Genomic DNA, 24,751 nt, shown 5'->3' on the forward strand with positions numbered 1-24,751 from the left:
ATGAAAAGCTTCTACTAAATGAATAGGAGATGAAATGTATGCCCTTAAAAAATTATGGTGTGTTAAAAGGTACCGTTATACAATCTAAGATCGGAAAAGGGAAAACTCCTCATTATCAAGTTCATTTACAAGGTGAAGCAGAAGTAGATTATCGTATTGCAATTAACGTAAAGTCGCAAAGCTACCCGTCAGAAGTTTTATATTTTGCGAGCGACAATATTCGGTCAGAGGCAATTCATATTTTACCGACATTACCATTTGGTTTTACAGAAATAAAAAACAATGAACCGAAAGTAGCTTTAGACTACGTAAGAGGTAATTTATTCGATTCGAAACAAATGATTCCTTTACCTGCTGAAAAAGCAGGAGTGGATAATGATTTAAATGAAAAAATAGAACGTTATATAAAACGAGCAATAGAAGAAAAAGCAATTATTTACGCGTTTGGTGAAAGATGGGGACCAGAAGAAAATACACCCGATTCTTACTTTCATTTCGAACCAGGAAACGGGATACATGATATTCACATGAATCAAGGAAATGTAGAGAAATGGCAAGGTGATAATGGTATATGGCAAGACGGAGGAATACTCATTCATTTTGAAAAGGAAGAAAAATGGATTGGTATCTTTCTTGCCTTCCAATCGCAGTCATGGTGTACCGATGAAGAGGGACATGCTCGTGTTCCGGTTGAACATTGTGATTATAAAGGAAATAATTGATAAGAAGAGGGCGTTCACAACGAACGCCCTTCTCTTATTTTATAAAACCCAAAACTAACAAGTGTAGAAATACAAGAGAACAGCAATGCTACACTAGAAAATGCAATGAGATACATATTATACTTCATCATTTTTCCAATAAGCTGGTTACTGTCGTACTGAAACAATCCTGCTATTATATTGAATAAAAATAATAAGATAAACATGACGATAACACCGTCTATTGATCCTTTAATATCTGGTTTACTTAAAGCGATATGTGCAGAAATACAAATGGCAATAAATAAAAATAGCCAAAAGGAAGGATTCAATACATTACTTATTGTAAATAAGCTTTTCAATAATACAAACGTCGACAAGAGCATATTTTGAACCATTTCTACATTAATAGAAGTAGAAGCGATTGTTTTTTCGAGAGTTGTATTAAATAAGAAATATGAATTTGGTACGAAATAGCGCATTAAAAGGATGAGTGCAGTAATACCGGAAATAATAGGGCCAATTCCAATGAAAAAGTTCCCAATTCGTTGATATACACTTTTTTGATTGTATTGATGTTGTACGTAGCCTAAAGCGCCCTGACTTGTATCTGTTGGGAAAAACTGCGTTGCTACAATTTTATGACGAAATAGTACGCACATAATGGCATGTCCAAGTTCGTGAATAGGAACACCAATCCACGCCGTTAAAAGGAATCCTTTTCTTCCGAATGCTCTCGACCAATACATGCGTGTGAGAGATTCTAAATAGCCTAATAGAAATCCAATTACAATAATAACGCCAATTAAGGAAAATAATTGGATTACGCTTGTAAGGAGTATTTGAAAAATTGAGTTTACCAATTCCATTGTCAGTCATCCAATCTGTTAAAAATATTATTTATTCTGTTTCATAATAGCATTTTTTTTCAAGATTGCTAGCATATATATTTTCATTTGAAAGAAGGATTTCATAATCTTTTTCTTGTAGTCATGTTTTATGTACAAAGTCATATATTGAATTTGTAACACCCTATATGGTATCTGCTCAAGGGAGGGAATGAGAGAATGAAATGTCCGGCGTGTCAGATGGAAAATACAGCAGAGGCAAAATTTTGCGGGAATTGTGGACATTCGTTGACGGAGGAAGTAGTAGCAAGTGGTGCACAGGAAGAAGATGAGCACCAAGCACGCGTAGCACCAGCAAAGGAAACTCGACCAAATGAAACAGTAGAGCAAGCAAAGCGGTTTGCAAGTGGCTATTTTCAGTTTTTTAAGCACGCATTACAAGCACCGACAGCTATTATGAAAAGTGGCAAGGTTGAAGTACGAAATGGAATTGTAAGTCTTGTACTTATTTGTATTTTAGGAGCGTGTATTTTTTATAGAATAATGAGCGCAGCGGCGAATGTTACAAGGACATTTGCACCGGATGTATCTACGCCTTCTTTCTTTGGAGAGTCTATAAAGGTCTTTTTATTTTTACTCATTTTAACTTTATTTGTCGGGTTTATTATTTTTGTTAGTGGGAAGATGATGAAATCATCTTTTTCGTTTTTGGAAGTATTCGGTATATGGGGAACGATAGTGACTCCGGCTATTGCTATATTAGTACTTTCTTTTCTTTTTAGCTTCTTATTAATCTTCTTTTTACCAATATTATTAGGAGTGGCTACAACTTATATGGGGATTAGTGTAATTGTAGCTATAGTAAAACTAGATAACGGTGGATTAGATCTTATTTATACGCTTCTAATAGCAAATGTTTTAAACGGAATTGCAACATTTATTGTGTTTTGGTCTTATATTCAAACGATAATTCAAACCTTTACACAGGGATTAACTGGCCTCTAAAGAAAAGGTGGTTGAATGGATGAATGTATGTACAAAGTGTGGGACTCAGCTTGAAGACGGTGTGCAATTTTGTCAAAGTTGCGGTCAGAAGAGGGAGAGTCTTGCAGTAAAGAAGAAAATGAGCAGCGGTACAAAGGTTGGCATTACGCTCTTAACATTACTTGCTGTAGTGATTGTTGGACTGTATTTGTACGGATCATCGTATTATAAGCAGGCGGCACAAATAGACCGGATGATTACGATTTTACAGGAGAAGGACGGGGAGAAGTTAGCTGAAATCGTCACGGCAGATGATCCGTCAGTTGTTGTAACGCGAGAGAGTCTAATGCCACTCTTTTCGTATGTAAAAGAAAATCCATCTTACGTGAATGAATTGAAAGAACATTTGAGGATAGATAAAAAACAAGGGAACGGACTCGAAAGAACAGACTTTTCGTTAACGAAAGACGGAAAGTATTTCTTTTTATTTGATCGGTATAAATTGAAAGCAAAGACGTATTATACGACGTTGCTTTCAAATGAAAAAGGTACATCTTTAAAAATGAACGGAAAAGAAATAGATAAAACAGATGACAAAAAATTTGAGAAGCAATATGGACCGTTTCTTCCGGGAACTCAAGTGTTTCAAGCAGAATATAAAAATGACTATGTGAAACTATCACGTGAAGAAAAGGTTGTACTTATGAAACAAGGTCAAAATAACGTAACGATAGATTTAACGTTGCAAGGACAATATATTACGGTTCAAACGAACGCGCCTGGTGCAACGTTGTATGTGAATCAAAAACCAGTTACAGCGCTGGCTGGAGAAGAAATTATGTGGGGACCGGTAGCAACTGATGGAAGTGCGACGATTTATTTAGAACGAAATGGAGAAAATGGAAGGGAAACGACGAAGGTAGAAACCGTAACGGCACTTCCTTCTTATAATCTACCATTCCAAAAGAAAAGTACAGAAAAAACAGTTGTTTATAATGTTACTCCGCCAGCTACCACTCCGTATGTATATAATGGTTTCATTTTTCCAGATAGTGATATTCGAAAATTAAAGAGTACGGACTTAGCATATTTATCGAAAGAACAATTGAAAATAGCGAGAAACGAAATATATGCAAGACATGGACATATGTTTCAAACGAAAGATATGCAAGCATATTTTTCAAAACAGTCTTGGTATAGAGAAAATCCATATTTTACAGGAAAGCTAACGGATATTGAATCTTATAATGTTGAACTAATCAAATCAAGAGAATAGAATACGTGAAAAAAGGTACAGTGCATAGCTGTACCTTTTTATGGTTATTTAGCTGGACCAGGATCTCTTGAGAAAAAGATATGAAAGAGGAATGTGACTTTGCTTGCTCCTCCGGATGTACTTGCTTGCACATCAGATAACGCGCTAGATGTTAAAGCAGCTTCAGAGCGAGGAGGAACGATTATTTTTAGAGCACCATCTGATTCTGAGGATATAGTAACTGTTATTGTATCCTCAGAAAAATTTAAAATTTTAACAGTACCAACTGGGAAGATGGACTTATTAGCGTGTGATGCGGAAGAGAAGCGAGAGGATTTCCAAATAGTTTGTGAGAAAGTGTCATTGTCAGATAACCAAGCGCGAGCGCTGTATAAAGTTGTACTAATGGTAAACTCTTGTTCAAGTGGGAGGGCGGGTTTTGGTTCTCTTGGTTCTTCTGGGAGCTGGACGAGAAGGCCGGCGCACATGTACGTTTCACCTACTTTCAATAGTTACTGTTATAGCATATTAAACATGTTATTTATAAGACACGACGGCTACCTATTCAGGCATAGGTTTGTGCACAAAATTTGAAGATGAAATTCTCTTTCTTTACAATGGAAGTAGGTGTTATTTCTATAAAATATGGAAAACGTAAAGAGTATGTAAAAAAGAAGGAGTGGTAAAGTGAACTATGTCATTATTGGCGGAGATGCAGCTGGTATGAGTGCAGCTATGCAAATTGTTAGAAACGATGAAAATGCAAATGTTGTGACGTTAGAAAAAGGTGAAATTTATTCGTACGCGCAGTGTGGATTACCGTATGTCATTAGTGGTGCTATCGCTTCAACGGAAAAGTTAATCGCGCGTAATGTAAAGACGTTTCGTGATAAATACGGAATTGATGCGAAAGTACGACATGAAGTAACGAAAGTAGATACGGAAAAGAAAATAGTATACGCAGAGCATACGAAGACGAAAGATGTTTTTGAATTTTCGTATGACCGTTTATTAATTGCGACCGGAGTACGTCCTGTTATGCCAGAATGGGAAGGCCGAGATTTACAAGGTGTTCACCTTTTAAAAACAATTCCGGATGCTGAGTGCATATTAAAAACGCTAGAAACGAATAAAGTTGAAGATGTAACCATTATTGGTGGCGGTGCAATTGGGCTGGAAATGGCAGAAACATTCGTCGAACTAGGTAAGAAAGTAAGAATGATTGAGAGAAATGATCATATCGGTACAATTTACGATGCAGATATGGCAGAATATATACATAAAGAAGCAGATAAACATCATATTGAAATTTTAACGAATGAAAATGTAAAAGCGTTTAAAGGGAATGAACGAGTAGAAGCGATTGAAACGGATAAAGGAACGTATAAAGCAGATCTTGTTTTAGTATCTGTCGGAGTGAAACCAAATACTGATTTTCTTGAAGGAACAAATATACGTACAAATCATAAAGGGGCAATCGAGGTAAATGCATATATGCAAACGAATGTGCAAGACGTATATGCAGCTGGTGATTGCGCCACGCATTATCACGTTATAAAAGAAATTCATGACCATATTCCAATCGGAACAACTGCAAATAAACAAGGGCGACTTGCTGGACTAAATATGCTGGATAAACGAAGAGCCTTTAAAGGAACGTTAGGTACAGGTATTATTAAATTTATGGATTTGACGCTTGCAAGAACAGGCTTAAATGAAAAAGAAGCAAAAGGACTACATATCCCGTATAAAACAGTCAAAGTAGATTCGACCAATATGGCGGGCTATTATCCAAATGCGAAACCACTTTACTTAAAATTACTATATCGTTCTGACACGAAACAATTATTAGGTGGACAAGTAATTGGAGAAGAAGGTGTAGATAAACGTATTGATGTAATCGCGATGGCACTTTTCAATAAAATGAGCATTCACGATTTAGAAGATGTCGACTTAAGTTACGCACCACCATATAACAGCGTTTGGGATCCAATTCAGCAAGCGGCAAGACGAGCGGAATAGCACTTTTTTAGTGCTATTTTTTTCGTTAAAGGGTAATCATCATTTTTGTCGAATGAAGAGGGTTGGGAAATAGTTACATATGGGGAAGGGGATTATTAAAAATGTTTGTAACACTTCAAACCGTTCAAGAATCAGAAAAAGAAATATTACGTAATTTGTATGCACTATATCTTCATGACCTTTCTACATTCACTTCTAATATAACGATTGGGGCAAATGGATTTTTTGAATACGAAGATTTACATATGTTTTGGGTAAATGATGGAATCACTCCGTATTTTATTAAAAGTGATAATGAGATTGTAGGATTTTTATTACTACTGGAACGTCCATTTTTGAAGAAGGAAAACGATTTTGGTATAAATGACATTTTCATATTGAATCAGTACAAAGGAAAAGGAATCGGTAAACAAGTTATTGAGAGTTTGCTAAAAGAGAAACGAGGACAATATTTCGTTATCGAACTTGTGAAAAATGTACCAGCTGTTTCTTTTTGGAAGAAAGTATATAGGGAGCTAAACATTGAATTTGATGAGAAAATACAGTTAATCGATGATGAAGAATGTCTCGTTCAAACGTTTGAAATATAATGAAATGGATTCTTTTAGTATATTACTTTGAAATTTAACTTTATTTTGAATATATCTTTCACCCTTGAAAACATAGTATGTATCGCTTATATTGTCATATAGTATTTACTTTAAAACAAAGCAATGAACGAACCAGGGGGCACAGTATGGCAATTAATATGAAAACAATCGAAGAATGGATTGCTGAATCAAACACAAGACATGAAGAAGACTTTGGACACGTTATTGAAGAGATGAAAGAAGTATGCGTCGGACTTGATAATGCGACATTAATTTATACGAAAAATGTATTTTGTTTCGGTAAGAAAGTAGAAGTCTTTTTCTTCTTCCAAGACCATGTCGTGATCGGACAAGAAAAAGACGAATATGTTGAAATTGAAAAATTAAAGTATGATGCTATTACACATAGTAACTTAAAAACAAACGATAAAAATACAACGCTAGAATTAAAGTTTGCTAACGGACAATCTATCAATTTAGATAGTTTAAATGATAACTACGGTACGAAAAACTGGTTATTTGCGAGACAAATAAAGAGCATTTTCAAATTAATCTAGTAAAAAAAGCAGACCTCAAAGGGCCTGCTTTTTTTACGTGGTTCCTATTACACAAAGGCATCCTTTTTCTTCATAGCACTTCACACTTTTAAATCCTGTTTTATAAAATAAGTTTATTAATTCTTCAGTCGTTTTATATTTCTCCATATGATATTGAATTTTGAAAGTTTCAGCTACTAATAAAAAGGATCCGTTCGGCTGTAGGACGCGAAATACTTCTTTTATATCTTGTTCCACATCAGGCCAGAAGTAGTGTGTTTGAAAAGCGGTAATGAGGTTGAAGAAGTTTGTATTGTAAGGAATAGAGGAGACACTTGCTTGATGAATGATTACTTTCCCTGTTTTTACGTCCTGTATATTGGCTTTTTTTGAGTTTTCAACAGCTTGTTCCGAATAGTCAATTCCGTATATTTTCCCAAACGGAATTCGTTTTGAAAGAGTATGTATTGTTTTACCACCGCCACAACCAATATCTAAAGTAATTGCATCTTCACGTATATGTATTTTTTGTAAAGACCAATTTGTTAGTCTCGTATGTGCGGCATTCATAATACAAAGCATGGAAGAACCAATTGCCCCGCGCGGATTTTTTGCTTGCTGGATTAATCGTTGTAAAATGCTCAAGTTAAACTCTCCTTTTATATAAGAATATATACTTATTTCGCGTTTTATAAATTAAGTCCTTTAAAAAAGCACGCCGATAGCCGGCGTGCTTCTAATTACGCAAATCCCCTTTTAACCAATTCCGCGCCCGATAAGCTCCAACAGGAATTTGAATAAGTGACGTTTCATTCCCAGCCTCTATCCCGTACAACTGATCACATGAATTTGTATCAAAACTAAGTAAAGGATGCCCAGCCATCCCCATTGCGGTCGCGGCGAAAACGAGTTTATGAACGAGTATACCCGCTTCCATTTGGTGAATACGGTATCCTCTGTAGCCTAATGCATTTGTATAGTAATCTTTCTTTCCGACTACATGTAGGCAAAGCGGTACTTGAAAAAGGTTTACATTATCCATCGTCATACTAGATTGTAGGGGATAACGAAGGTCTCCATATTGAAGTGGCTGTATGGAATGCGTTTTACTATTATAAGAATAAGCGCCGTTTTCTATATCTTTTACGTTATAAAAACATCCATATAAGGAAACGCGCGCATTTTCATTTACATACTGACCATCAAGGTCGTTGTAGTAAGGGAAGGAGAGGCTCGCTTCTTGTAGTAAAGTAGCGAGCTCGGCTGTATCCCATTTCGTTAAAATAAAGTCAGCATCAGGGGAATACCGTTTTCTGCAAAGTTGTAAGAAATCATAAGATAAACGCTCTACTTTCGGCAGTTGTACAGCGTGCGCATGATGTTGAAAGTGCTCTTCATGAGCTAGTGTTTGGAACTGTGCTGTCGATTCGATCATAGAAGCTTCATTTATTTTTGTTATCATCGGATACTCATTTACATGCTTTGAGCGAACGAAATGTTCATGTGCTAAAGGTGGAATTTGTTGTAATAGCTCATGAGAAGTAACTGTTTTAATTTCACGGTAATCATTGTGAAACCAATTCGTTTGCGGTTCTGTACTGAAAGGAAGGACAGCATACACGCTTTCTTCGCCTTCTGACAGTCCGAGTAAATGGTTGATTGCCCGGTCTAGAAACTGAAAGTATACGCCATTTGTGTAACCGAATTGTTTGGCACATTCAAGTAATTGTCCGATGAGAACGCCACTATCTAATCCTTGAAGTCGATACGAAAAGTTATTGTATTTGAAATAGTTTTTCCAAAACATAGTGGATACGAATGCAGCACCAAAACAAGATTGTAAGTTACAACGATTGCCAAGTGCTTCTGTAAGATAAGAATCGAAATTTCCTTCGCGTAGTAAGATAAGTCGGTGGTGCGCGGCATCATAATGGTAAATGCCGTCTGGGTAATCGTCAATCTTTAAATATATATACAATTCATTTGGATATAAAGCGCCGCCGGAAGGGATAGATCTTCGGAATAAAATTTTCTCGCTATTTAGCTGACATAACTGGGTTAAACCAAATGAGCACCAAAGATAATGACTAATCTCATCTAAAGTAGGTGTAGTAGAAGAGTTAGGTAAAGATAATGGAATTTCTAAAGAGAGAGGGATAATAGGTAAGTTTCGATATAATTTATAAGGAAGCGGTGCATCTTCCCAGTCTATTTCATGATTTGGCATAATTTCATCGATAGAGAAATGGAGATGATGTAAAAAAGTATCTAGTTGCATGAAATCCCCTCCTTTACTATGGAAACGGGTGCGGATGTGGATTTAATTGTTCAGTCGTTAAAGGTTCGTCTGTATATCCAAGTGTCATCGGTACGGTATACACTCGATCTAGCCCTGTAAGTCGAGTGAGGTGGTGACCGAACGTCATCGGTAGCATGCCTGGGATAATGACTTTTACACAATGTAATCCGTTTTTTTCTATAAGAGGTACTGTTTGATTTACAACGATTACGTCAAGTCCAGATTGCTCTAGACGGTTTAAAAGTTGATGAAGATCGGATGTTAAATCTAGATCAACTGATTGTAATACATTCATTTCTTGGAACGATTGCACCGGAGCATCGTCACGTAAAAGGAAGTGAAGACGTTCTTCTGCTTTTTTTAATCCGTACAACATACTATGGTCTCCCATTTGGCTAACGAGATAAGGGTCTTGTAAGCAGTTTTCGTAGTGCTCTCTTTTTTGTTCGAGCTCATCGTCTGTTATGAGTAACATGCCTGCTATTTCGTGAATGGCACTCTTTAAAGCACGGACGGGATCCAAATGAGAGCCTCCAGCACAAACAACGTTCATTCCATGTTCACGCGTATTTTTCGCAATTACCCATAAGCTCGGGATACCGTGTTCCATCGTTGCGTTAAAAGCATGCAATTCATAACCGGTAATCGTGTACAGCCGCTGAATCATTAATTGTAATTCTGTATCATTTGCTGAACTAAGATCAAGGCGGGGAAGAGGTAATTCAGCATACCAAGTGAGCAAAAAGGCGTCACGCTCTACAACTTCTAAAATGCCGTGAAAAATTGCTTCTTCTAAGCTACCACCAATGGCACAGCCATTTGATGTTTCATATACGTAAGCATCTCGATGACCGAGGCTATAATAAGCGATTGATTCAGGAACTAAAATCGTCCGGTTTTGTGACAATGAATATCCCCATACCCAGTTTTGTTCATAGTCAGGATCAAACGGTTTAAATGGAAAACCATCACGATTATAATGTTCATTTGTATGTACACCGAGCGTAAGGGGATTTAGTGCATAATCCTCTAAATCATGAAAACTACCATGCACATTTGTCTTTTTTCCTCGAGGTGACATACCACAATATCGTTCTAAACCTTCTAAAATGGCAGTTGCTTCACTTATTGCAAATGAAAGAGTTCGGCCTGCAACCCCTTCATTTCCAAACATTAATGGCATGTTTATAATAACGTCAGCAAATGGTAGTAAAGAATGTTGCATTTTTCCGTTCAACATACCGACGCGGTAATCTAAATAATCTCTCGTTAAAAATGTGTTTAGTTCATGAATGGAACGACAGCGATATGTTGCATCATTTGTTTTTAAGCTCGGTTGTAATGAAATCGCTGCTGCATCTGCCGTGTCATCAGGTAAATTGCTACATACAGGGCAGAGCGGATCTGGAAGAAAAGAATGCCGCGTACATTGCAGTGTTTGTAAGTTTAGTAAAATGAGTTCATTTTCTAAAGAAGAATGAGTATGAGTTAATATTTTCTCTGTTTCTGCGCAAATAAGATGGCACATTTGCAGAATGCCATTTTGGGTGGCACGTACATCACGTCTTGTTACGTTTTCTTCTTTTACCGCATATTTTCGTTGTAGCTCCCACATTTCTTTTTGATCAAATCCAGCGATAAAGCGTCGTCCATCGGCACAATGAGTACACCCCGCTGCAAGAGGATGAATATAAGGACCGATAACCCCTTCACCAAATGAAGTAAAACCACGTAGCCATGGAATATGATTTGACCGGAAAGTTAGCTCAGCGTCATGATGAATCGTAGAAGGAGAGCCGTCGTGTAATACGAGAGCGAGGTCGATATTTTCAGGGATTTCGTCTGCAATTGTGTGTTGGCGAATGATGGAATATTGTTTGCATAATTGATCATGTACATAGTCTGCAAGAAGGCCATCTCCTATAAGCAATATATTTTGAGTCATAGACTATCCTCCTTTGCAATTAATACCCCGTACACACCATCTAAGTTTTCTTTCAAAAATGATTCAATCGCTAAATCAAACACGAATGGATAAAAATGATGTTCTTCTAAATGTTGCAAGGCAAGCTGTAATGATTGCACACCTGGAATTTCTTTTTCCGCTTGTATTTCCACTCTAAAAGAATCCGTGTCATATAAAATAATAGATGATTCAGGCAAAATATTAGTTCTGTAAGGAGTCTCTTCATTTTGAATATGAAGAAGCGATAGTTGTAGTGCGTTTCGTAACGCTAACGTCATATTAATATTAGATGCACCATACCATCGATCATGTATACCAACCCAAACGACTGGAAAACTGAGAATATCTTCACCCATTGCGATTTTAGGTGTTTCATGAATTGTAGCGAGGGCATCGTAATAAAATCTACAATGTTTATCATGAATTTCGGTTAAGTCGACCGTCGTAATTTCTTCTAGCATATGTGATTGTCGTTCATACAATTTGTGATTTAAATGTTGTTGTAATGCCCGGTATACACCCTCTGTCATCGTTTCTCCAGCGCCAATACCAATATCGTTATGTTCAGGGATAAGGCGGTGTATAATTTCTGCTACATAGGTTTCAATTCCTGTTAAACCAGCTTCTCGGCGCGCTTCGTTATGAGTCAAACCAGCGCAAGTCATAAGAGGCAGGAGGGAAGTTGGACCATCTGATAGCGGTGTAGCTACTTGAATATTGCATTGTGATAATGGTAATTGATATAAATCTTGTTCATCCCATACATGGAATATACCAGCTTCTTTAGAAGTTAATGAATCGAAAAAACGGAATAATTCAGTTGAAGTATGTTGGCTAGACCGATGCTCAAGTTGTTCAGAAAGGTCTTCTATCGTATCAATTGTAAAACTTTCATCAGTTGCGAGAGGGTGTTTTATAAAAGGATGCCATGCTCCTTCGAGTGTTTCATAATTTAATAAAAAGAATTGTGGATCCTTTTCTCGATGTGAATCATCAGCAACGTGCTTAAATAATTCAAAAACGATTATATTTGCTAGCATTGCAGATGTAATAGGGGAGAAGGCGGCTGATGAATTTTCATTTTGTAAAGTCGTTTCATGTAGCCGATGCCATGCGGATTCCCAGCATTCTTCACGATTAGCCATTACGACAGGGCCAGCTATACCAAGTGTTGATAAACAGACGGCTGGTATAAAGTTCTTTCCTACTTCCTTGCAAATCGTGTGAGCTGCTCTTAGGCCATCAATATCTCCATTTTGAGAAACGTACAAAATCCAGTCGAAAGGCTCGAACACTTCATGCAGAGGACGATCAATTGTCGTATCTATTTCTTGAACAAGTACAGTATCATCCACTTCATGTGCAATTTCTATTAGCTCATGAATGCGGTCGTAATTCGTTTCTTCATAATCTGTCACAAGGTAATGAAAGGTAGGTAATCCGGATTCTAATAAAGAAGAAACTAAGGAAGTAAGCATATCTCCAGAACCAATTATAAGGACATTCGCTTTGCGGTACGTTTCGAATTTTAATGCGCCTGAATGAGAATCTGCTTCTAGAAATTCAATTTGCGAAGCGTATCTATCAAGTAATGCGCTGTTTAATTCGTGAGGTGCGTCTTGACTTACATCACGGACAAAGCCATTTGTATATAAAATCTCTCCAATTTCAAGTACACGATTTTGATAGGGAAGAGGGAGACCATCCGTTATTTCTGCTAAAGAGTAATCACCGTTAAACATTGGCATTAATTTTTCAATCCAGTTGTAAATTCCATCACCGTCCATACGAAATGAACTGGCATTATTTCGAAAATAGACACCCCCGTTTGAGTCGGGGAGGAAGAAAGTATCCTTATTTGCTTTCAATTTTGCATGAATTGGAAGGTTACTCATTTTAATCCTCCTTACGTTTTAGGCATACATTATTAGCTTATGTTATGAAATTTGTCCCGTATGAACGTAATAAAAAAAGCTGTAGAATAATTCATTCTACAGCCTTTATATATTAGATTATTAATCTATCATGCCTTTCGAGAGGACTCCGTAAGTGAAGGTGGTGAGGTGAATCGAAAGAAATATTTTATTTTCAAGAAAAGGGAGTGAACGTACGTTCTGTTTTTGCTATAATATCCTTAACAAGGAGGTGAATAAAATGACAAAGGAAAATCCATCAAACTATAAAACTCTTCAAATCTGGATTAAAAAAGGGCATCGTATGTATTCTTATTTTCAAGAATGTTGTCATAACGCTAAGAATATGTACAACACTACAAACTTTTATATACGCCAGGTGTACACTGGATTAACACAAGAAAAAGAGTTGCAGCCTTTGCAAAAAGAAGTTCTGGATCATATTCATAAAAATATTGGTAAGATGAATGACACACAACTTCTTGCCTATCAGAAGAAATTGGAAAAAGAGAAAGTAAAGCCTAAAGAAGAACAGAAAGAGATTACATGTAATTTGTTTTCAGAACCTAATTTTGAAAAACCTTATGTAGATTACAACTTTCTAGATGCACTATTTAAGGCTATGATTCAAAAGGATTATCGAGCTTTGCCTACGCAATGTAGCCAGTCAATCATGAAAGGTTTGTTCCAAAATTGGAAATCTTTTTTTGCTAGTTTAAAAGACTATAAAAAGAATCCAAACAAATATGCTGGAATGCCTAGGATTCCAAAGTATATTCGTTCTTCTGAAAAAGAGATTCTGTATACAAACCAAGATTGCATCATTAAAAACGGTAGATTTTTAAAGTTTCCAAAGACGAAATTGCAATTAAATATTGGGAAACTAGGTTTCACTGAAGGTAAACTGAAACAAGTTCGTGTGATTCCAAAATACAATGAATATGTAGTGGAATTGGTAATGGATGTTCCTTCTGAACAACAAATTATGGAAGAGAATGCTCGTTATATGGGTATTGATTTAGGGATTGATAACCTTGCAACCATCGTAACAAACACAGGTATGAAACCTGTCCTTGTTAAGGGCAAACATGTCAAAAGCATAAATCAATATTACAACAAAATGAAGGGTCATTTTACAAGCATTCTTAGAAATGGAAAACAAACGAATGAAGGACCTTTTACTTCTAAAAGGATAGAAAAACTTCATCAAAAACGTTACTTGAAAATAAAAGACGTCTTCCATAAAGTGAGTCACCACATCGTAAAACTAGCTCAAGAAGAAGAAGTTTGTAAAATCGTTATTGGCCAAAACAAAAGTTGGAAACAAGAAACGAATATGGGAAAAAGAAATAACCAATCGTTTTGTCATATCCCGCATAATTTACTGATTCAAATAATTACATACAAAGCAAATGCTGTAGGCATTCAAGTTGTTGTAACTGAAGAATCATATACATCGAAAGCAAGTTTTCTGGATAACGACTTCATTCCAACGTATGGAGAAAATGACCAAAATACAACTTTTTCAGGAAAACGAATAAAGCGCGGCATATATCGTTCAGCAAATAAAACTTTAATTAATGCAGATGTAAATGCTGCGGCTAACATTTTACGAAAAGTAATCCCAAATGCATGGACAAATGGGATAGAGGGGTTAGGCGTGAAACAGCTCGCTAATGTGTTAACTCCCCTGACGTTAATCGTCCGTTAGGTCGAAACGTTAGAAAAACCCCCACTTCAAGCTTTGCTAAGTGGGGGAGTGTTCATCAACCTTCTAATAATAATGATTTTGGATCTTCAAGCATATCTTTAACAGCAACAAGGAAGCTAACTGCTTCTTTACCATCAACGATACGGTGATCGTAAGATAAAGCGATGTACATCATTGGACGGTTTTCCATACGTTCTGCATCAATAGCAACAGGACGTACTTGGATTTTGTGCATTCCTAAAATACCAACTTGTGGACTGTTTAGGATCGGTGTTGACATTAGAGAACCGAACACACCACCGTTTGTAATTGTGAATGTACCACCTTGTAGTTCTTTTAATGAAAGTTTGTTGTCACGTGCTTTTTTACCTAATTCACGAATTTCGCTTTCGATTTCAGCGAAGTTTAATTGGTTCGCATCGCGTACAACTGGAACAACTAATCCATCTGGAGCTGCTACTGCAATACCGATATCATAGAATTTTTTAATGATAAGCTCGTCACCTTGAATTTCAGCATTTAATAATGGGAATTGTTTTAATGCTGCAACAACTGCTTTTGTGAAGAATGACATGAAACCAAGACGTACATCATGTTTTTTCTCAAAAGCGTCTTTACGCTCTTTACGTAATTCCATGATTGCAGTCATATCAACTTCGTTAAATGTTGTTAACATTGCAGATGTTTGTTGAACTTCTACAAGGCGTTTTGCAATTGTTTGACGGCGGCGGGACATTTTCACGCGCTCAACTGGTTTTTCAAATTCAGTTTTTGCAACTGGAGCAGGAGCTGGACTTTTTGGAGCAGCTGGTGCTTCTTTTGGTGCTGCAGCATGAGCTTGTACATCGTGTGGTCTCACACGTCCAAGTGGATCTGTGCTACGTACGTCGTTTAAGTCGATTCCTAATTCACGAGCCATTTTTCTAGCAGCTGGTGATGCGATAGGACGGTTTGTATTTGGTAAACCTTGTAAAGCTGCAGTTTGTTCAGCACTTGGTGCCGCAGCTTTTGGTGCTTCAGTTGTTTCTTGTTTCGGTTGCTCAGCAGCCGGTGCAGGCGTACTTACTGCAACTGGTGCTCCGTTTGCATCTAAAATTGCGATAGTTGCGCCAACTTCAACTGTATCCCCAGGTTCGCCTAGTAACTTCGATACAATACCTGAATCTTCTGCAATGATTTCTACATTGACTTTATCAGTTTCAAGCTCAACAACGCTGCCACCTTTCTCAACTTTGTCGCCTACGTTGATAAGCCATTGTGAGATAGTTCCTTCAGTAATAGATTCTGCAAGCTCAGGTACTTTAATTTCGATCATTTTAAATGTCCTCCCCTTATTTGCCTAACGGTGTGTTTTTTCTTCTTTTGTCTTCGGTAATCTCCATTTGTTAGCTCGCCTTGGGCAGATATTCTGCCCAGGGCGGGCTAGAAACCTTCATTGTTACTTTTTAGTTGCTGTAAACTTCAATTTCTTGTTTATCTTGACGGAAGTTATACTTCACATCTAAAGCGTGTGCAACAATTAGTTCTTGCTCAGCTTTGTGAGCGAATGGATCGCCGCCAGATGGGCTAGAGCGATCTGGGCGTCCGATGTAACCTGTTTTCACTTTATCTCCAGCTAGTTCGAACAGAATTGGAGCCATGTAATGCCATGCGCCCATATTACGAGGTTCTTCTTGAACCCAAATAATTTCTTCTAAGTTTTTAAAGCGTTTAATAATAGATTGAACTTTCTCAGCAGGGAATGGGTACAGTTGCTCAATACGAACGATATGAACTTCATCTAAGTTGTACTCGTGTTTACCAGACTCAATTTCTGCAGCTAAGTCAATCGCCATTTTACCTGTACTTAAAACAAGACGTTTTACTTTGTTTGGTTTTGTACCAAGGTTTTCTTGTTCTAAAGCAGGTTGGAAACGTCCTTCGCTTAACTGATTAGCAGTTGAAAGCGTAAGTGGGTGACGTAATAAACTCTTCGGCGTCATCAATACTAATGGTCGAACAGCTTCTGTTCCTAAGATAGATGCTTGACGACGTAAAATATGGAAGTATTGTGCCGCACTCGTTAAGTTTGCAACTGTCCAGTTGTTCTCAGCAGCTAACTGTAAAAATCGCTCTGGACGTGCACTAGAGTGCTCTGGCCCTTGACCTTCATAACCGTGTGGTAATAGAAGAACTAAACCAGATTTTTGACCCCATTTTGCTCTTCCAGCTGAAACATATTGATCAAATAATGCTTGCGCAGTATTTGAGAAGTCACCATATTGCGCTTCCCACATAACAAGCGTTTCTGGAGCGAATACGTTATAACCATACTCGTAACCAACAACAGCAGCTTCTGATAACGGACTGTTATGAACAGAGAATGAAGCGTTGATGTTTGGTAAGCGATGTAATGGTGAATATGTTTCATTTGTATCCGTATCGTGTAATACGATGTGACGATGCGCGAATGTACCACGTTGTGAATCTTGACCAGTTAAACGAATTGGCGTACCTTCTTGTAAAATAGAAGCGAATGCTAATGACTCAGCAAGTGCCCATTCAATTTTACCGTTCTCTTCAAGAGCGTCTTTACGGCGCTCAAGAATTTTCTTCACTTTCGGATATACGTTAAAGCCTTCTGGCCAAGATAGTAGACCTTCATTAATTGCACGAAGTGAATCAAGCTCAACACCAGTATCAATTGACTGAATGCCCTTTGCAACAACATCAGGCACTTTAACGTGAATTGTTGCATCGCTCGTATCAGCTGGCGGTACTTGTGCATAGTCAGATTTTAATTGCTCTTGCGTAAACTGTGTAATTGTTTCAATTTCATCTGCATTTAGAACACCAGCAGCTTGTAATTGATCTGCATAAATTGCTCTTACAGTTGGGTGATTTTTAATCTTTTTGTACACTTGTGGTTGTGTAACTGCTGGGTCATCCATTTCGTTATGACCGTAGCGGCGGTAACCAATTAAATCGATTAAGAAATCTTTTTTGAACAACATGCGATATTGAATTGCAAGATTAGCAGCAGCAAGACAAGCTTCTGGATCATCAGCATTGACGTGAACAATCGGGATATCGAAACCTTTTGCAAGGTCACTTGAATATTTCGTAGAACGAGAATCATAGCTATCAGTCGTAAAACCAACTGCATTGTTTGCAATAACATGAATTGTTCCGCCTGTTTGATACGCGTTCAATCTGCTTAAGTTGAGTGTCTCAGATACAATACCTTGACCAGGGAATGCAGCATCACCGTGAACTAAAATTACGAATGATTTTGAAGTATCTTGTTCTGGAAGACCAGATTTTTTACGATTTTCTTGAGCCGCACGTGCGAAACCTTCTACAACAGGATTAACGAACTCAAGGTGACTTGGGTTATTTGCTAATGTAACGCGAGTGCTAACTTCCTCGTTACTAACGACTTGTTCTCTACCTAAATGGTATTTTACGTCGCCAGTCCAGCCAGAATTTGCTACTGCGCCTTCTATTTTTGCATGTTTGAACTCGGCAAACATGTGACTATATGGTTTTTCTAATACGTGTGCAAGTACGCTTAGACGACCGCGGTGAGCCATACCGATCATGACATCTTCTACGCCGTTTTTAGCACCTTCTAGCACAATTTCATCTAGAACAGGTACAAGCATATCAACGCCCTCGATAGAGAAACGCTTTTGCCCAACGAATGTTTTATGCAAGAATTGCTCGAAACCTTCAACAGCTGTTAAACGTTTTAAAAGAGCAGTTCGTTTTTTATTTGATAGTGGTTGACGCAATGAATTTGATTCCACCATTTGATGCAACCACGCGCGTTCTTCACTATCTTGTATATGAGAAAATTCATAAGCTAAAGTTTGTGTATACACTTCTTTTAATCTATGAATTACATCAAGTGCAGTGTGAATACCTTCTGGTGCATCTTGCCATACTGTTTTTGCTGGAATCGCTTTCAAATCAGCATCGCTCAGTTCGTTCATTGCTTTCTCAAGAAGAGATTGTCCATTTGCAGCATCTTCCATCGGATTGATGTGAGCCAACGTATGCCCGAAAGAACGAATCTGTTCAACAAGTTGAACGACTTTAAGAATTTTTTCAATGTTACCTGTGTTTTGAGGAGAAAAATGTGTTGCTGTGTTGTCCCCTGTTACGACATCATCTTGAAACGAAGGAGCTCCAAAAATTTCAAAAAGCTCTTGTAATTCCGGATCAACAGAACCTGCTCCAGTTACGTAAAGATCATACTGTTCAATAACATAACCAAGGTTCGGACCGTGGAACTTGGCCCAAGGGTTTGTCGTTGTATTCTTCCTCGTCATTTGTTTAAACCTCCCAATGCATATAATCCTTTTTCCATACAAAAAGGTGCATTTTGCTCTTTTCAATAATTGATGAACCAATAATCAATGTAAATGTTTTTCTTTACTCTTATGTTATTACAATAATTTACATAATACCAAACACTATTACTTATCTGTTTTGTAAAAAAACATTCACAATAACTTATCACCCAAGTTAATCTTTCATGTTATAAAGTAATTTTACAGAAAAATAGGGTGGATATATTTGGTATACCTATACAAATAACTAAAATTGTTGCATGTAAATATAAGTATAATAGTTAGAATGTTTCGATAAAAATAAGTTCGAATTATGTATATTGAAATAATAAGCGCTTTCATTGATATTATACAACAATATAACGGAATATAGTATAAAAAATAAAAAATTATGAATTTATCGTAAACTTTATTTAGATAGTGTTAAATATTGAAAGGAAAGTGAAGGATTTCTACAAAAAAAGTTGCTAAACATAAAAAATGCTTCATAAACAGTTAGTTTCTATAAATATGACGAAAAACAGCGTAAAACCAATAACGTATTTCGTGGAATAAAGGGATAAATGAAATATTTTAAAAGGATAAAACAAATATGGAGATATTAAATTTTTAAAAAAGAGAGGTGGAGATATAGTAACAGTTATTTACATTGTTCCATGTTTCATTACAAAATAGACGTGCTGAAATTGAAAAAGTTTCTTCTATATAAATAGCGTGAATAATAATTAAAATGAATGTAAAGGAAACTTGACGTAAAGTTTCCTTTACGTATATACTTGGTATAAGGGAGGAGGGAGAAATTTCCTTGGAAAATAAAATGGTCGAATACCGAAAAAAATTTGGACTATCTCAAGAAAAATTGGCTGAGAAACTTGGCGTTTCCAGACAAACCATCATTTCAATTGAAAAAGGAAAATACGATCCGTCACTTCCGTTAGCATTTGAAATCGCGAAAACATTTCAGACGACGATAGAACATGTATTTATTTATGAAGGAAAAGAAGGGGAGGAATAAAGATGAACTATTCACAAAAGTACTTCGTAATTATGGGGATTATCTTTCTATTTATGAGTGGATTTATGACCCTAACAGGAATAATGACGCATTCTGCACCACCAACTCCAACTTATACAGTGCTTGCGATGATGATCATGTGCTTTTGCTTAAGCTACTTACATCCGCAATTTAAAGAAAAAGACGAGCGGATGAAATTAATTCGTTATAAAGGCATGTTCTTCAGCTTTTTTGCATTAACAGCGTATTATCTTCTTTTCTCTATTGGCTTAAACTTAAATGTTATTACACTATCTGCAGTTGAACTACTGAACATACTTATGGCACTCACGATGAGTACCGTCTTTATCTCGTTTGTTGTTTTGGCAAAAAGATATTAAGATGGAAGAGAGAAAGGAAGATTAACATATGCAAATGATGTATGCTTTTGGCATTGGGCTTGTATTATTTTTAGCCGTATTCTTATTTATTCGGAAAGACGTGCAAGGTGGGACGTTAACGAAACGAGGCTTTTATAAAATGATCGGCTGTTTAGTTGTTATGTTTATAGCGATTATCGTCATGATCGTTTTAATAAATCGGTCACTATAGAATATAAAAATGGAACCTTACAGCAGTAAGGTTTTTCTCTTTTTTTGTAAAATCCGAAAATTCCTACTAAATCCATTTACTGTATATAATGGATATTATATAATTTAATAAAATGATAGATAGGGAGAAGAGTATATGAATAAAAAAACTATCTTCTTTTTATTAACATGCCTACTACTTATAGCTAGTATTACTTATATAATATGTAACAAACGAGAACAAGTGCCACCTATGTTAGTATGGGAGGGGCAAGAATACTACATAACAAATGAACCGGCTAAAGCAGAAGAAGTGGGGCAAAGGCTAGGAGAAATAACAAAGAAAATTGAAACAAGTGAAAAACCTATTAAAAATAGTGAATCCAACATATTAAGCGAAAAAACAGAAGTATTCACAATGATAGAAGAAGAGGGGAATCCTCACTCACCCTTAATCATAAAGGAGCTTTATAGTGACGAGTATAGAGTAGTAAGACCGATGTTAAAGGTACTATAAAATAAAAAGGAGATCTATATGCAAACAGTAACTTCATATCCATGGTCATTAAGAAAAATGTTTGTTTTTTTCCTTTGCTTCATCCTTCCACCAATCGGCGCTATTTATATTTTGAGGAATAGAGAAGCACTACAAAAGAGAGACTTCATTTTATATGTATTATTTGCTGCTATTAATATATCGCTTTGGTTATCGCTTATGATTTTTGATCGGAGTATGTGGATGGTAGCGGGGCATTATTTGTTTGGCGGAATTGTTATTATTGTTTCGAATATGAATAAGAGATAGGCCAGCAATCTTAAAGGTGTTGGTTTTTATTTTGGTATTTATATTGAATCTTTTTGAAATAGGGTTGCTAAATTCTATACCATAATTCATAAAGTGAGTGTATCGGTGAGAATAAGGGCTAATTAATTGAAGTGAATAAAATGAAAATTGGAGAAACATTCAGAAGCTGATGAGGTGTTTTATAATTCAAATATGTAGTAGCAAAAAATTAGCATTTAAATAAGGTGGAGTGTATGAGAAAATATTATAATTTAGATGAAATACATAAGTCTATAAATAACAAAAAATTCAAATGTGATGTGCTATTCATGTTTCAAAATGAAGGGTTAGACAATACAATTGATTACATAAAAGTATCGGGAATTTGTTTGAATAAGTACGGAAAAAATAAGTATAGGAAATATCTAGAAGAGATATTGGATGAATTGAAAGGACTATTAAGTGATTCTGAGATTGAAAAGATATTAAACTTAGAAAATGAAATCAAGTTATTTCAAGAGTTGATTGACAAAAATATTCAGTCAATGAATGATGTGATGAACTATTCTTTTTTTCAGAGTAAACATTTACTTGCCAATCTACTTGTTATGGGGCAAAGAATGGCCAATAGCGTAATATCCCAGAGTTCGGTCTTTACTTCAGGCGTATATGAAATAGGGATAGAGGCTTATTCGAAGGTATTATGGTATGTTCTTTTTAAAAAGAAATCGAGGATAACCAGTAATTTTGATTACTATGAAAGTATAGATAATCATATGGAGACAATACTTGCTAATGCTGCTATCGATTTTCAACTTGGTAATTTGATAGACGATTGGCAATTTGCTGGCACGAAGATTTTTAGAGATAAGAAAAAAATAAAAATTAGAATATCAGATGATAAAATGAAAGTTGATATTGCAAAAAACAGATACTTAACCACATTAGAAGCTAAGATGTCCAGGCAAGCCATAGAAAGTTACTCAAAAGGGTTTTCTACAACAAGAGCGCTTTTAAAAGATCTATACTTGAACTATGATAATGATCTTGAATTTATTAAACATTTTTTAAACATAGAAAATCCTACACAAATTGTGGATAATACTATCGGGATAAGTTTAGAAGATTTATGTCAGACTTATTTTAGTTTAAAAGAACTAGCATTCCAGCATAAAGTGTCTTTTGAGAGAAACATGGAATTAAGAAATGACTCATTTGAACGTAATATAAAAGTGTGTCATTATAATGAAATCTATAATCTTTTAGATTCAAAAGGAATATCTAGGGGGAAAATTAGTGAATTAATTAGATTAATTACGTTCTCTAAGGAATCTGAGAGCATTTTTGAAACTCCTCTTATTCAAATAGATGAAAATAGATATGCTATAATTCCTCAAATAACGTTTACATTAAATATAACTAGCTCAATAATGAGACTAATGTCTAAAAAGTCTATCTTAAGTGAAAAGGGTTATGGTTATGAAAAAAATTGAGGAATCTAGTAGAGAAAAATACTAATTTAAGATTTCTTACTAACATTAAGGATACTGATGATAAATACGAACTTGATGGAGTATTTCATATGGGAAAAACCTTGTATCTGTGTGAAATAAAAAATTTCTCCCATATAATTAATTCGTATGAATACTATAAACTGAGATTTAAAATTGATGAAGCACTCAATCAAATGGAACGTATTTCTGATTTTTATACACAAGCAGACAATCTCTTGGATTTGTGTAAATATTTAAACTTGAATGTAAGTGACATAGACCAAATTAAGAGAATCATTGTAATTTCGCCTTTTTTAGGTGAAACAATCAATAGAAACGAAATTAACGTTACTGAAGGTATTCTAATGAGGAACTTTTTTAAACAAGTTTACCCTAAAGTGTTCGAAACTTCTGGAAATCAGTTGAGATCATATTCGACTATAAAAGAGTTTGTGGTATACGAGGAGAATGGACTAACAGATAAGAATTTTAATTTACTCATGGAAGAAAACCCTTACATAAAAACTGAAAGGAAACGATTTAAAAAGGGGTTTAAAACATATAAACCATGGAATATGAGTATACAGTTTAATGAATTAAAACAGCCAAATATAAGTTTTAAAAAAAGAGGTAATTTATAGAGGGATGGTTCGAGTATTACAGTTGGAAATGCTTCAATCAAATTATATTGATAAGCTAGCTGATAAATTATCAATCAGAACAGATAAATTAAAAAGGTATTAGATTAATCGCACTTTTCATACTTATTTGAAGGTGGAACAGATTTAATTGAGCTTTATTAAGAATTATTTATCTTGAAACAAAGTAATGTATATAATAATTCATATTTATTGTTAAATTTTCGCTAAATCGTGCTTTTTTAATCTAGAAATAAAAACAACTTCTATTATATTGGCTTTATAAATAATAAATAGACTGTAATAGCTGCAAAGAAAAGTGTGCTTTTGTATACAGGTGAAGATGGATTTATTATAATTACAGTATTTGTATATCGATATTGCTCTGTTTTATCTATTCAATTTTTATTTATAATGAAGAAATGCCGAAAAGTAAGCGCAACAGAACCCCCCTTGACTATCAAGGGGGCATATGATCCCGACTGGCCTCGAACCAGCGACCTCCACCCTGTCAAGGTGGCGCTCTCCCTGCTGAGCTACGGGATCTTCAAAAATGCGTATGTAATAGAATCTTTACTCATTATGTTAAAGCAATTATATATAATTAACTGAAATTTTACAATATTTTTATGGTAATCTTTTTAACAGGAAGAATTTGGAGTCAATTTAGTAGTGTATTAAGGAATATGTAGGTAGAGAATGTAATGAAAAGTGGGTTCAAATAGAGCGGTTATATTATTTTTTTCGATACCAATCTAAAGGACCTTCATCACTCAAATCAACAAGAAAAGGGAATAAGAAGTGTAAAGGTAAGCTTAAAAGTTCTGGCATAGCGTTTATGGTTTTCTTTGATAAATATTGCCTTCCAAAACAATAGGGACAATCTTTTTCAAATGTCAAGAGTATCGACCATACATCTTTTACTTTCCACTTCGTTTTACAATACGTACAACGCGCCATGGAGTTCCTCCTCATTATAAGTTTTCTTCTAGTATATTCCATTCTATTGTACGAAAGTCATTTGTATTTGGTGTGATAAAATGTAAGTTGTTTTATTTTTATGTGAGTTTATTTAGTTATTTATGATCCTTTA

23 protein-coding genes and 1 tRNA gene are annotated in these 24,751 nt (G+C 35.7%); 14 read left to right on the top strand and 10 right to left on the bottom strand.

Annotated features, from left to right (window positions below; all coding sequences use genetic code 11):
• The first annotated feature begins 38 nt into the window (after positions 1–38).
• On the top strand, positions 39–722 hold the full coding sequence (locus MKY00_RS06835) for a DUF2278 family protein (protein ID WP_016716904.1): 684 nt from the start codon (positions 39–41) through the stop codon (positions 720–722).
• A 14-nt stretch (positions 723–736) separates the two neighbouring features.
• On the opposite strand, the gene MKY00_RS06840 is transcribed toward MKY00_RS06835, so the two are convergent.
• The gene (locus MKY00_RS06840) at positions 737–1,570 is read right to left on the bottom strand and encodes a hypothetical protein (RefSeq protein ID WP_016716905.1); all 834 of its coding nucleotides are present in this window, start codon (positions 1,568–1,570) and stop codon (positions 737–739) included.
• A gap of 198 nt (positions 1,571–1,768) precedes the next feature.
• On the opposite strand from MKY00_RS06840, the gene MKY00_RS06845 reads away from it, so the two are divergent.
• Positions 1,769–2,554 carry a zinc ribbon domain-containing protein gene (locus MKY00_RS06845; protein ID WP_016716906.1) on the top strand — a complete coding sequence of 262 codons (786 nt, stop codon included), beginning with the start codon at positions 1,769–1,771 and terminating at the stop codon, positions 2,552–2,554.
• 19 nt (positions 2,555–2,573) lie between these two features.
• Positions 2,574–3,809 (top strand): TcaA 3rd/4th domain-containing protein, encoded by a 1,236-nt coding sequence (locus tag MKY00_RS06850; RefSeq protein WP_016716907.1) that lies wholly within the window; start codon positions 2,574–2,576, stop codon positions 3,807–3,809.
• A gap of 44 nt (positions 3,810–3,853) precedes the next feature.
• Here the strand turns inward: MKY00_RS06850 and MKY00_RS06855 are convergent, their stop codons facing one another.
• Positions 3,854–4,276, bottom strand: coding sequence for a hypothetical protein (locus MKY00_RS06855; protein WP_016716908.1), 423 nt, complete (start codon positions 4,274–4,276; stop codon positions 3,854–3,856).
• Positions 4,277–4,475: 199 nt separating this feature from the next.
• Between MKY00_RS06855 and MKY00_RS06860 the strand changes: the two genes are divergently transcribed.
• From MKY00_RS06860 to MKY00_RS06870, 3 genes are all read left to right on the top strand, one after another.
• Positions 4,476–5,810, top strand: coding sequence for an FAD-dependent oxidoreductase (locus MKY00_RS06860; RefSeq protein WP_016716909.1), 1,335 nt, complete (start codon positions 4,476–4,478; stop codon positions 5,808–5,810).
• A 101-nt stretch (positions 5,811–5,911) separates the two neighbouring features.
• Positions 5,912–6,400 (top strand): GNAT family N-acetyltransferase, encoded by a 489-nt coding sequence (locus tag MKY00_RS06865; protein ID WP_000498241.1) that lies wholly within the window; start codon positions 5,912–5,914, stop codon positions 6,398–6,400.
• Between the two features lie 146 nt (positions 6,401–6,546).
• The gene (locus tag MKY00_RS06870; RefSeq protein ID WP_016716910.1) at positions 6,547–6,957 is read left to right on the top strand and encodes a DUF3908 family protein; all 411 of its coding nucleotides are present in this window, start codon (positions 6,547–6,549) and stop codon (positions 6,955–6,957) included.
• A 33-nt stretch (positions 6,958–6,990) separates the two neighbouring features.
• Here MKY00_RS06870 and MKY00_RS06875 read toward each other — a convergent pair whose 3' ends face one another.
• From MKY00_RS06875 to MKY00_RS06890, 4 genes are all read right to left on the bottom strand, one after another.
• Positions 6,991–7,581, bottom strand: coding sequence for a class I SAM-dependent methyltransferase (locus tag MKY00_RS06875; protein WP_016716911.1), 591 nt, complete (start codon positions 7,579–7,581; stop codon positions 6,991–6,993).
• Positions 7,582–7,672: 91 nt separating this feature from the next.
• Positions 7,673–9,214 carry a SagB family peptide dehydrogenase gene (locus MKY00_RS06880; protein ID WP_016716912.1) on the bottom strand — a complete coding sequence of 514 codons (1,542 nt, stop codon included), beginning with the start codon at positions 9,212–9,214 and terminating at the stop codon, positions 7,673–7,675.
• A gap of 16 nt (positions 9,215–9,230) precedes the next feature.
• Positions 9,231–11,180, bottom strand: coding sequence for a TOMM precursor leader peptide-binding protein (locus tag MKY00_RS06885; RefSeq protein ID WP_016716913.1), 1,950 nt, complete (start codon positions 11,178–11,180; stop codon positions 9,231–9,233).
• Complete coding sequence (locus MKY00_RS06890) at positions 11,177–13,096, bottom strand: putative thiazole-containing bacteriocin maturation protein (protein WP_016716914.1); 1,920 nt, start codon at positions 13,094–13,096, stop codon at positions 11,177–11,179. The genes MKY00_RS06885 and MKY00_RS06890 overlap by 4 nt, the downstream gene beginning before the upstream one ends.
• Positions 13,097–13,355: 259 nt before the next feature.
• Here MKY00_RS06890 and MKY00_RS06895 point away from each other — a divergent pair, with 259 nt between their 5' ends.
• Positions 13,356–14,825 (top strand): RNA-guided endonuclease InsQ/TnpB family protein, encoded by a 1,470-nt coding sequence (locus MKY00_RS06895; protein WP_016716915.1) that lies wholly within the window; start codon positions 13,356–13,358, stop codon positions 14,823–14,825.
• 55 nt (positions 14,826–14,880) lie between these two features.
• Here MKY00_RS06895 and odhB read toward each other — a convergent pair whose 3' ends face one another.
• Positions 14,881–16,140: a 2-oxoglutarate dehydrogenase complex dihydrolipoyllysine-residue succinyltransferase gene (gene odhB / locus MKY00_RS06900; RefSeq protein WP_016716916.1), complete on the bottom strand. Its 1,260-nt coding sequence runs from the start codon at positions 16,138–16,140 to the stop codon at positions 14,881–14,883.
• 130 nt (positions 16,141–16,270) lie between these two features.
• Entirely contained in the window at positions 16,271–19,138 is a 2,868-nt protein-coding gene (gene odhA, locus MKY00_RS06905; protein ID WP_000197152.1) for a 2-oxoglutarate dehydrogenase E1 component, read from the bottom strand.
• Between the two features lie 826 nt (positions 19,139–19,964).
• Between odhA and MKY00_RS06910 the strand changes: the two genes are divergently transcribed.
• The 7 genes from MKY00_RS06910 (at position 19,965) to MKY00_RS06940 (ending at position 23,661) form a co-directional block, all read left to right on the top strand.
• Positions 19,965–20,174: a helix-turn-helix transcriptional regulator gene (locus MKY00_RS06910; protein WP_000428510.1), complete on the top strand. Its 210-nt coding sequence runs from the start codon at positions 19,965–19,967 to the stop codon at positions 20,172–20,174.
• A 2-nt stretch (positions 20,175–20,176) separates the two neighbouring features.
• Complete coding sequence (locus MKY00_RS06915) at positions 20,177–20,554, top strand: hypothetical protein (protein ID WP_016716917.1); 378 nt, start codon at positions 20,177–20,179, stop codon at positions 20,552–20,554.
• 28 nt (positions 20,555–20,582) lie between these two features.
• Positions 20,583–20,765 (top strand): DUF3976 domain-containing protein, encoded by a 183-nt coding sequence (locus MKY00_RS06920; protein WP_001178301.1) that lies wholly within the window; start codon positions 20,583–20,585, stop codon positions 20,763–20,765.
• A gap of 135 nt (positions 20,766–20,900) precedes the next feature.
• The gene (locus MKY00_RS06925) at positions 20,901–21,260 is read left to right on the top strand and encodes a hypothetical protein (RefSeq protein ID WP_001036555.1); all 360 of its coding nucleotides are present in this window, start codon (positions 20,901–20,903) and stop codon (positions 21,258–21,260) included.
• Positions 21,261–21,278: 18 nt separating this feature from the next.
• Entirely contained in the window at positions 21,279–21,548 is a 270-nt protein-coding gene (locus MKY00_RS06930) for a hypothetical protein (protein WP_001195380.1), read from the top strand.
• Positions 21,549–21,781: 233 nt separating this feature from the next.
• On the top strand, positions 21,782–23,020 hold the full coding sequence (locus MKY00_RS06935; protein WP_016716918.1) for a hypothetical protein: 1,239 nt from the start codon (positions 21,782–21,784) through the stop codon (positions 23,018–23,020).
• An 89-nt stretch (positions 23,021–23,109) separates the two neighbouring features.
• Entirely contained in the window at positions 23,110–23,661 is a 552-nt protein-coding gene (locus MKY00_RS06940) for a hypothetical protein (protein ID WP_141114865.1), read from the top strand.
• A gap of 470 nt (positions 23,662–24,131) precedes the next feature.
• On the opposite strand, the gene MKY00_RS06945 is transcribed toward MKY00_RS06940, so the two are convergent.
• Together MKY00_RS06945 and MKY00_RS06950 are read right to left on the bottom strand one after the other, a co-directional pair.
• Positions 24,132–24,204: transfer RNA gene (locus MKY00_RS06945), tRNA-Val, on the bottom strand.
• 189 nt (positions 24,205–24,393) lie between these two features.
• Entirely contained in the window at positions 24,394–24,618 is a 225-nt protein-coding gene (locus MKY00_RS06950) for a hypothetical protein (protein WP_016716920.1), read from the bottom strand.
• Positions 24,619–24,751 lie beyond the last annotated feature (133 nt).

It is taken from the genome of Bacillus sp. FSL R9-9834 (assembly GCF_038006905.1).
Classification (GTDB): Bacteria; Bacillota; Bacilli; order Bacillales; family Bacillaceae_G; genus Bacillus_A; species Bacillus_A pacificus.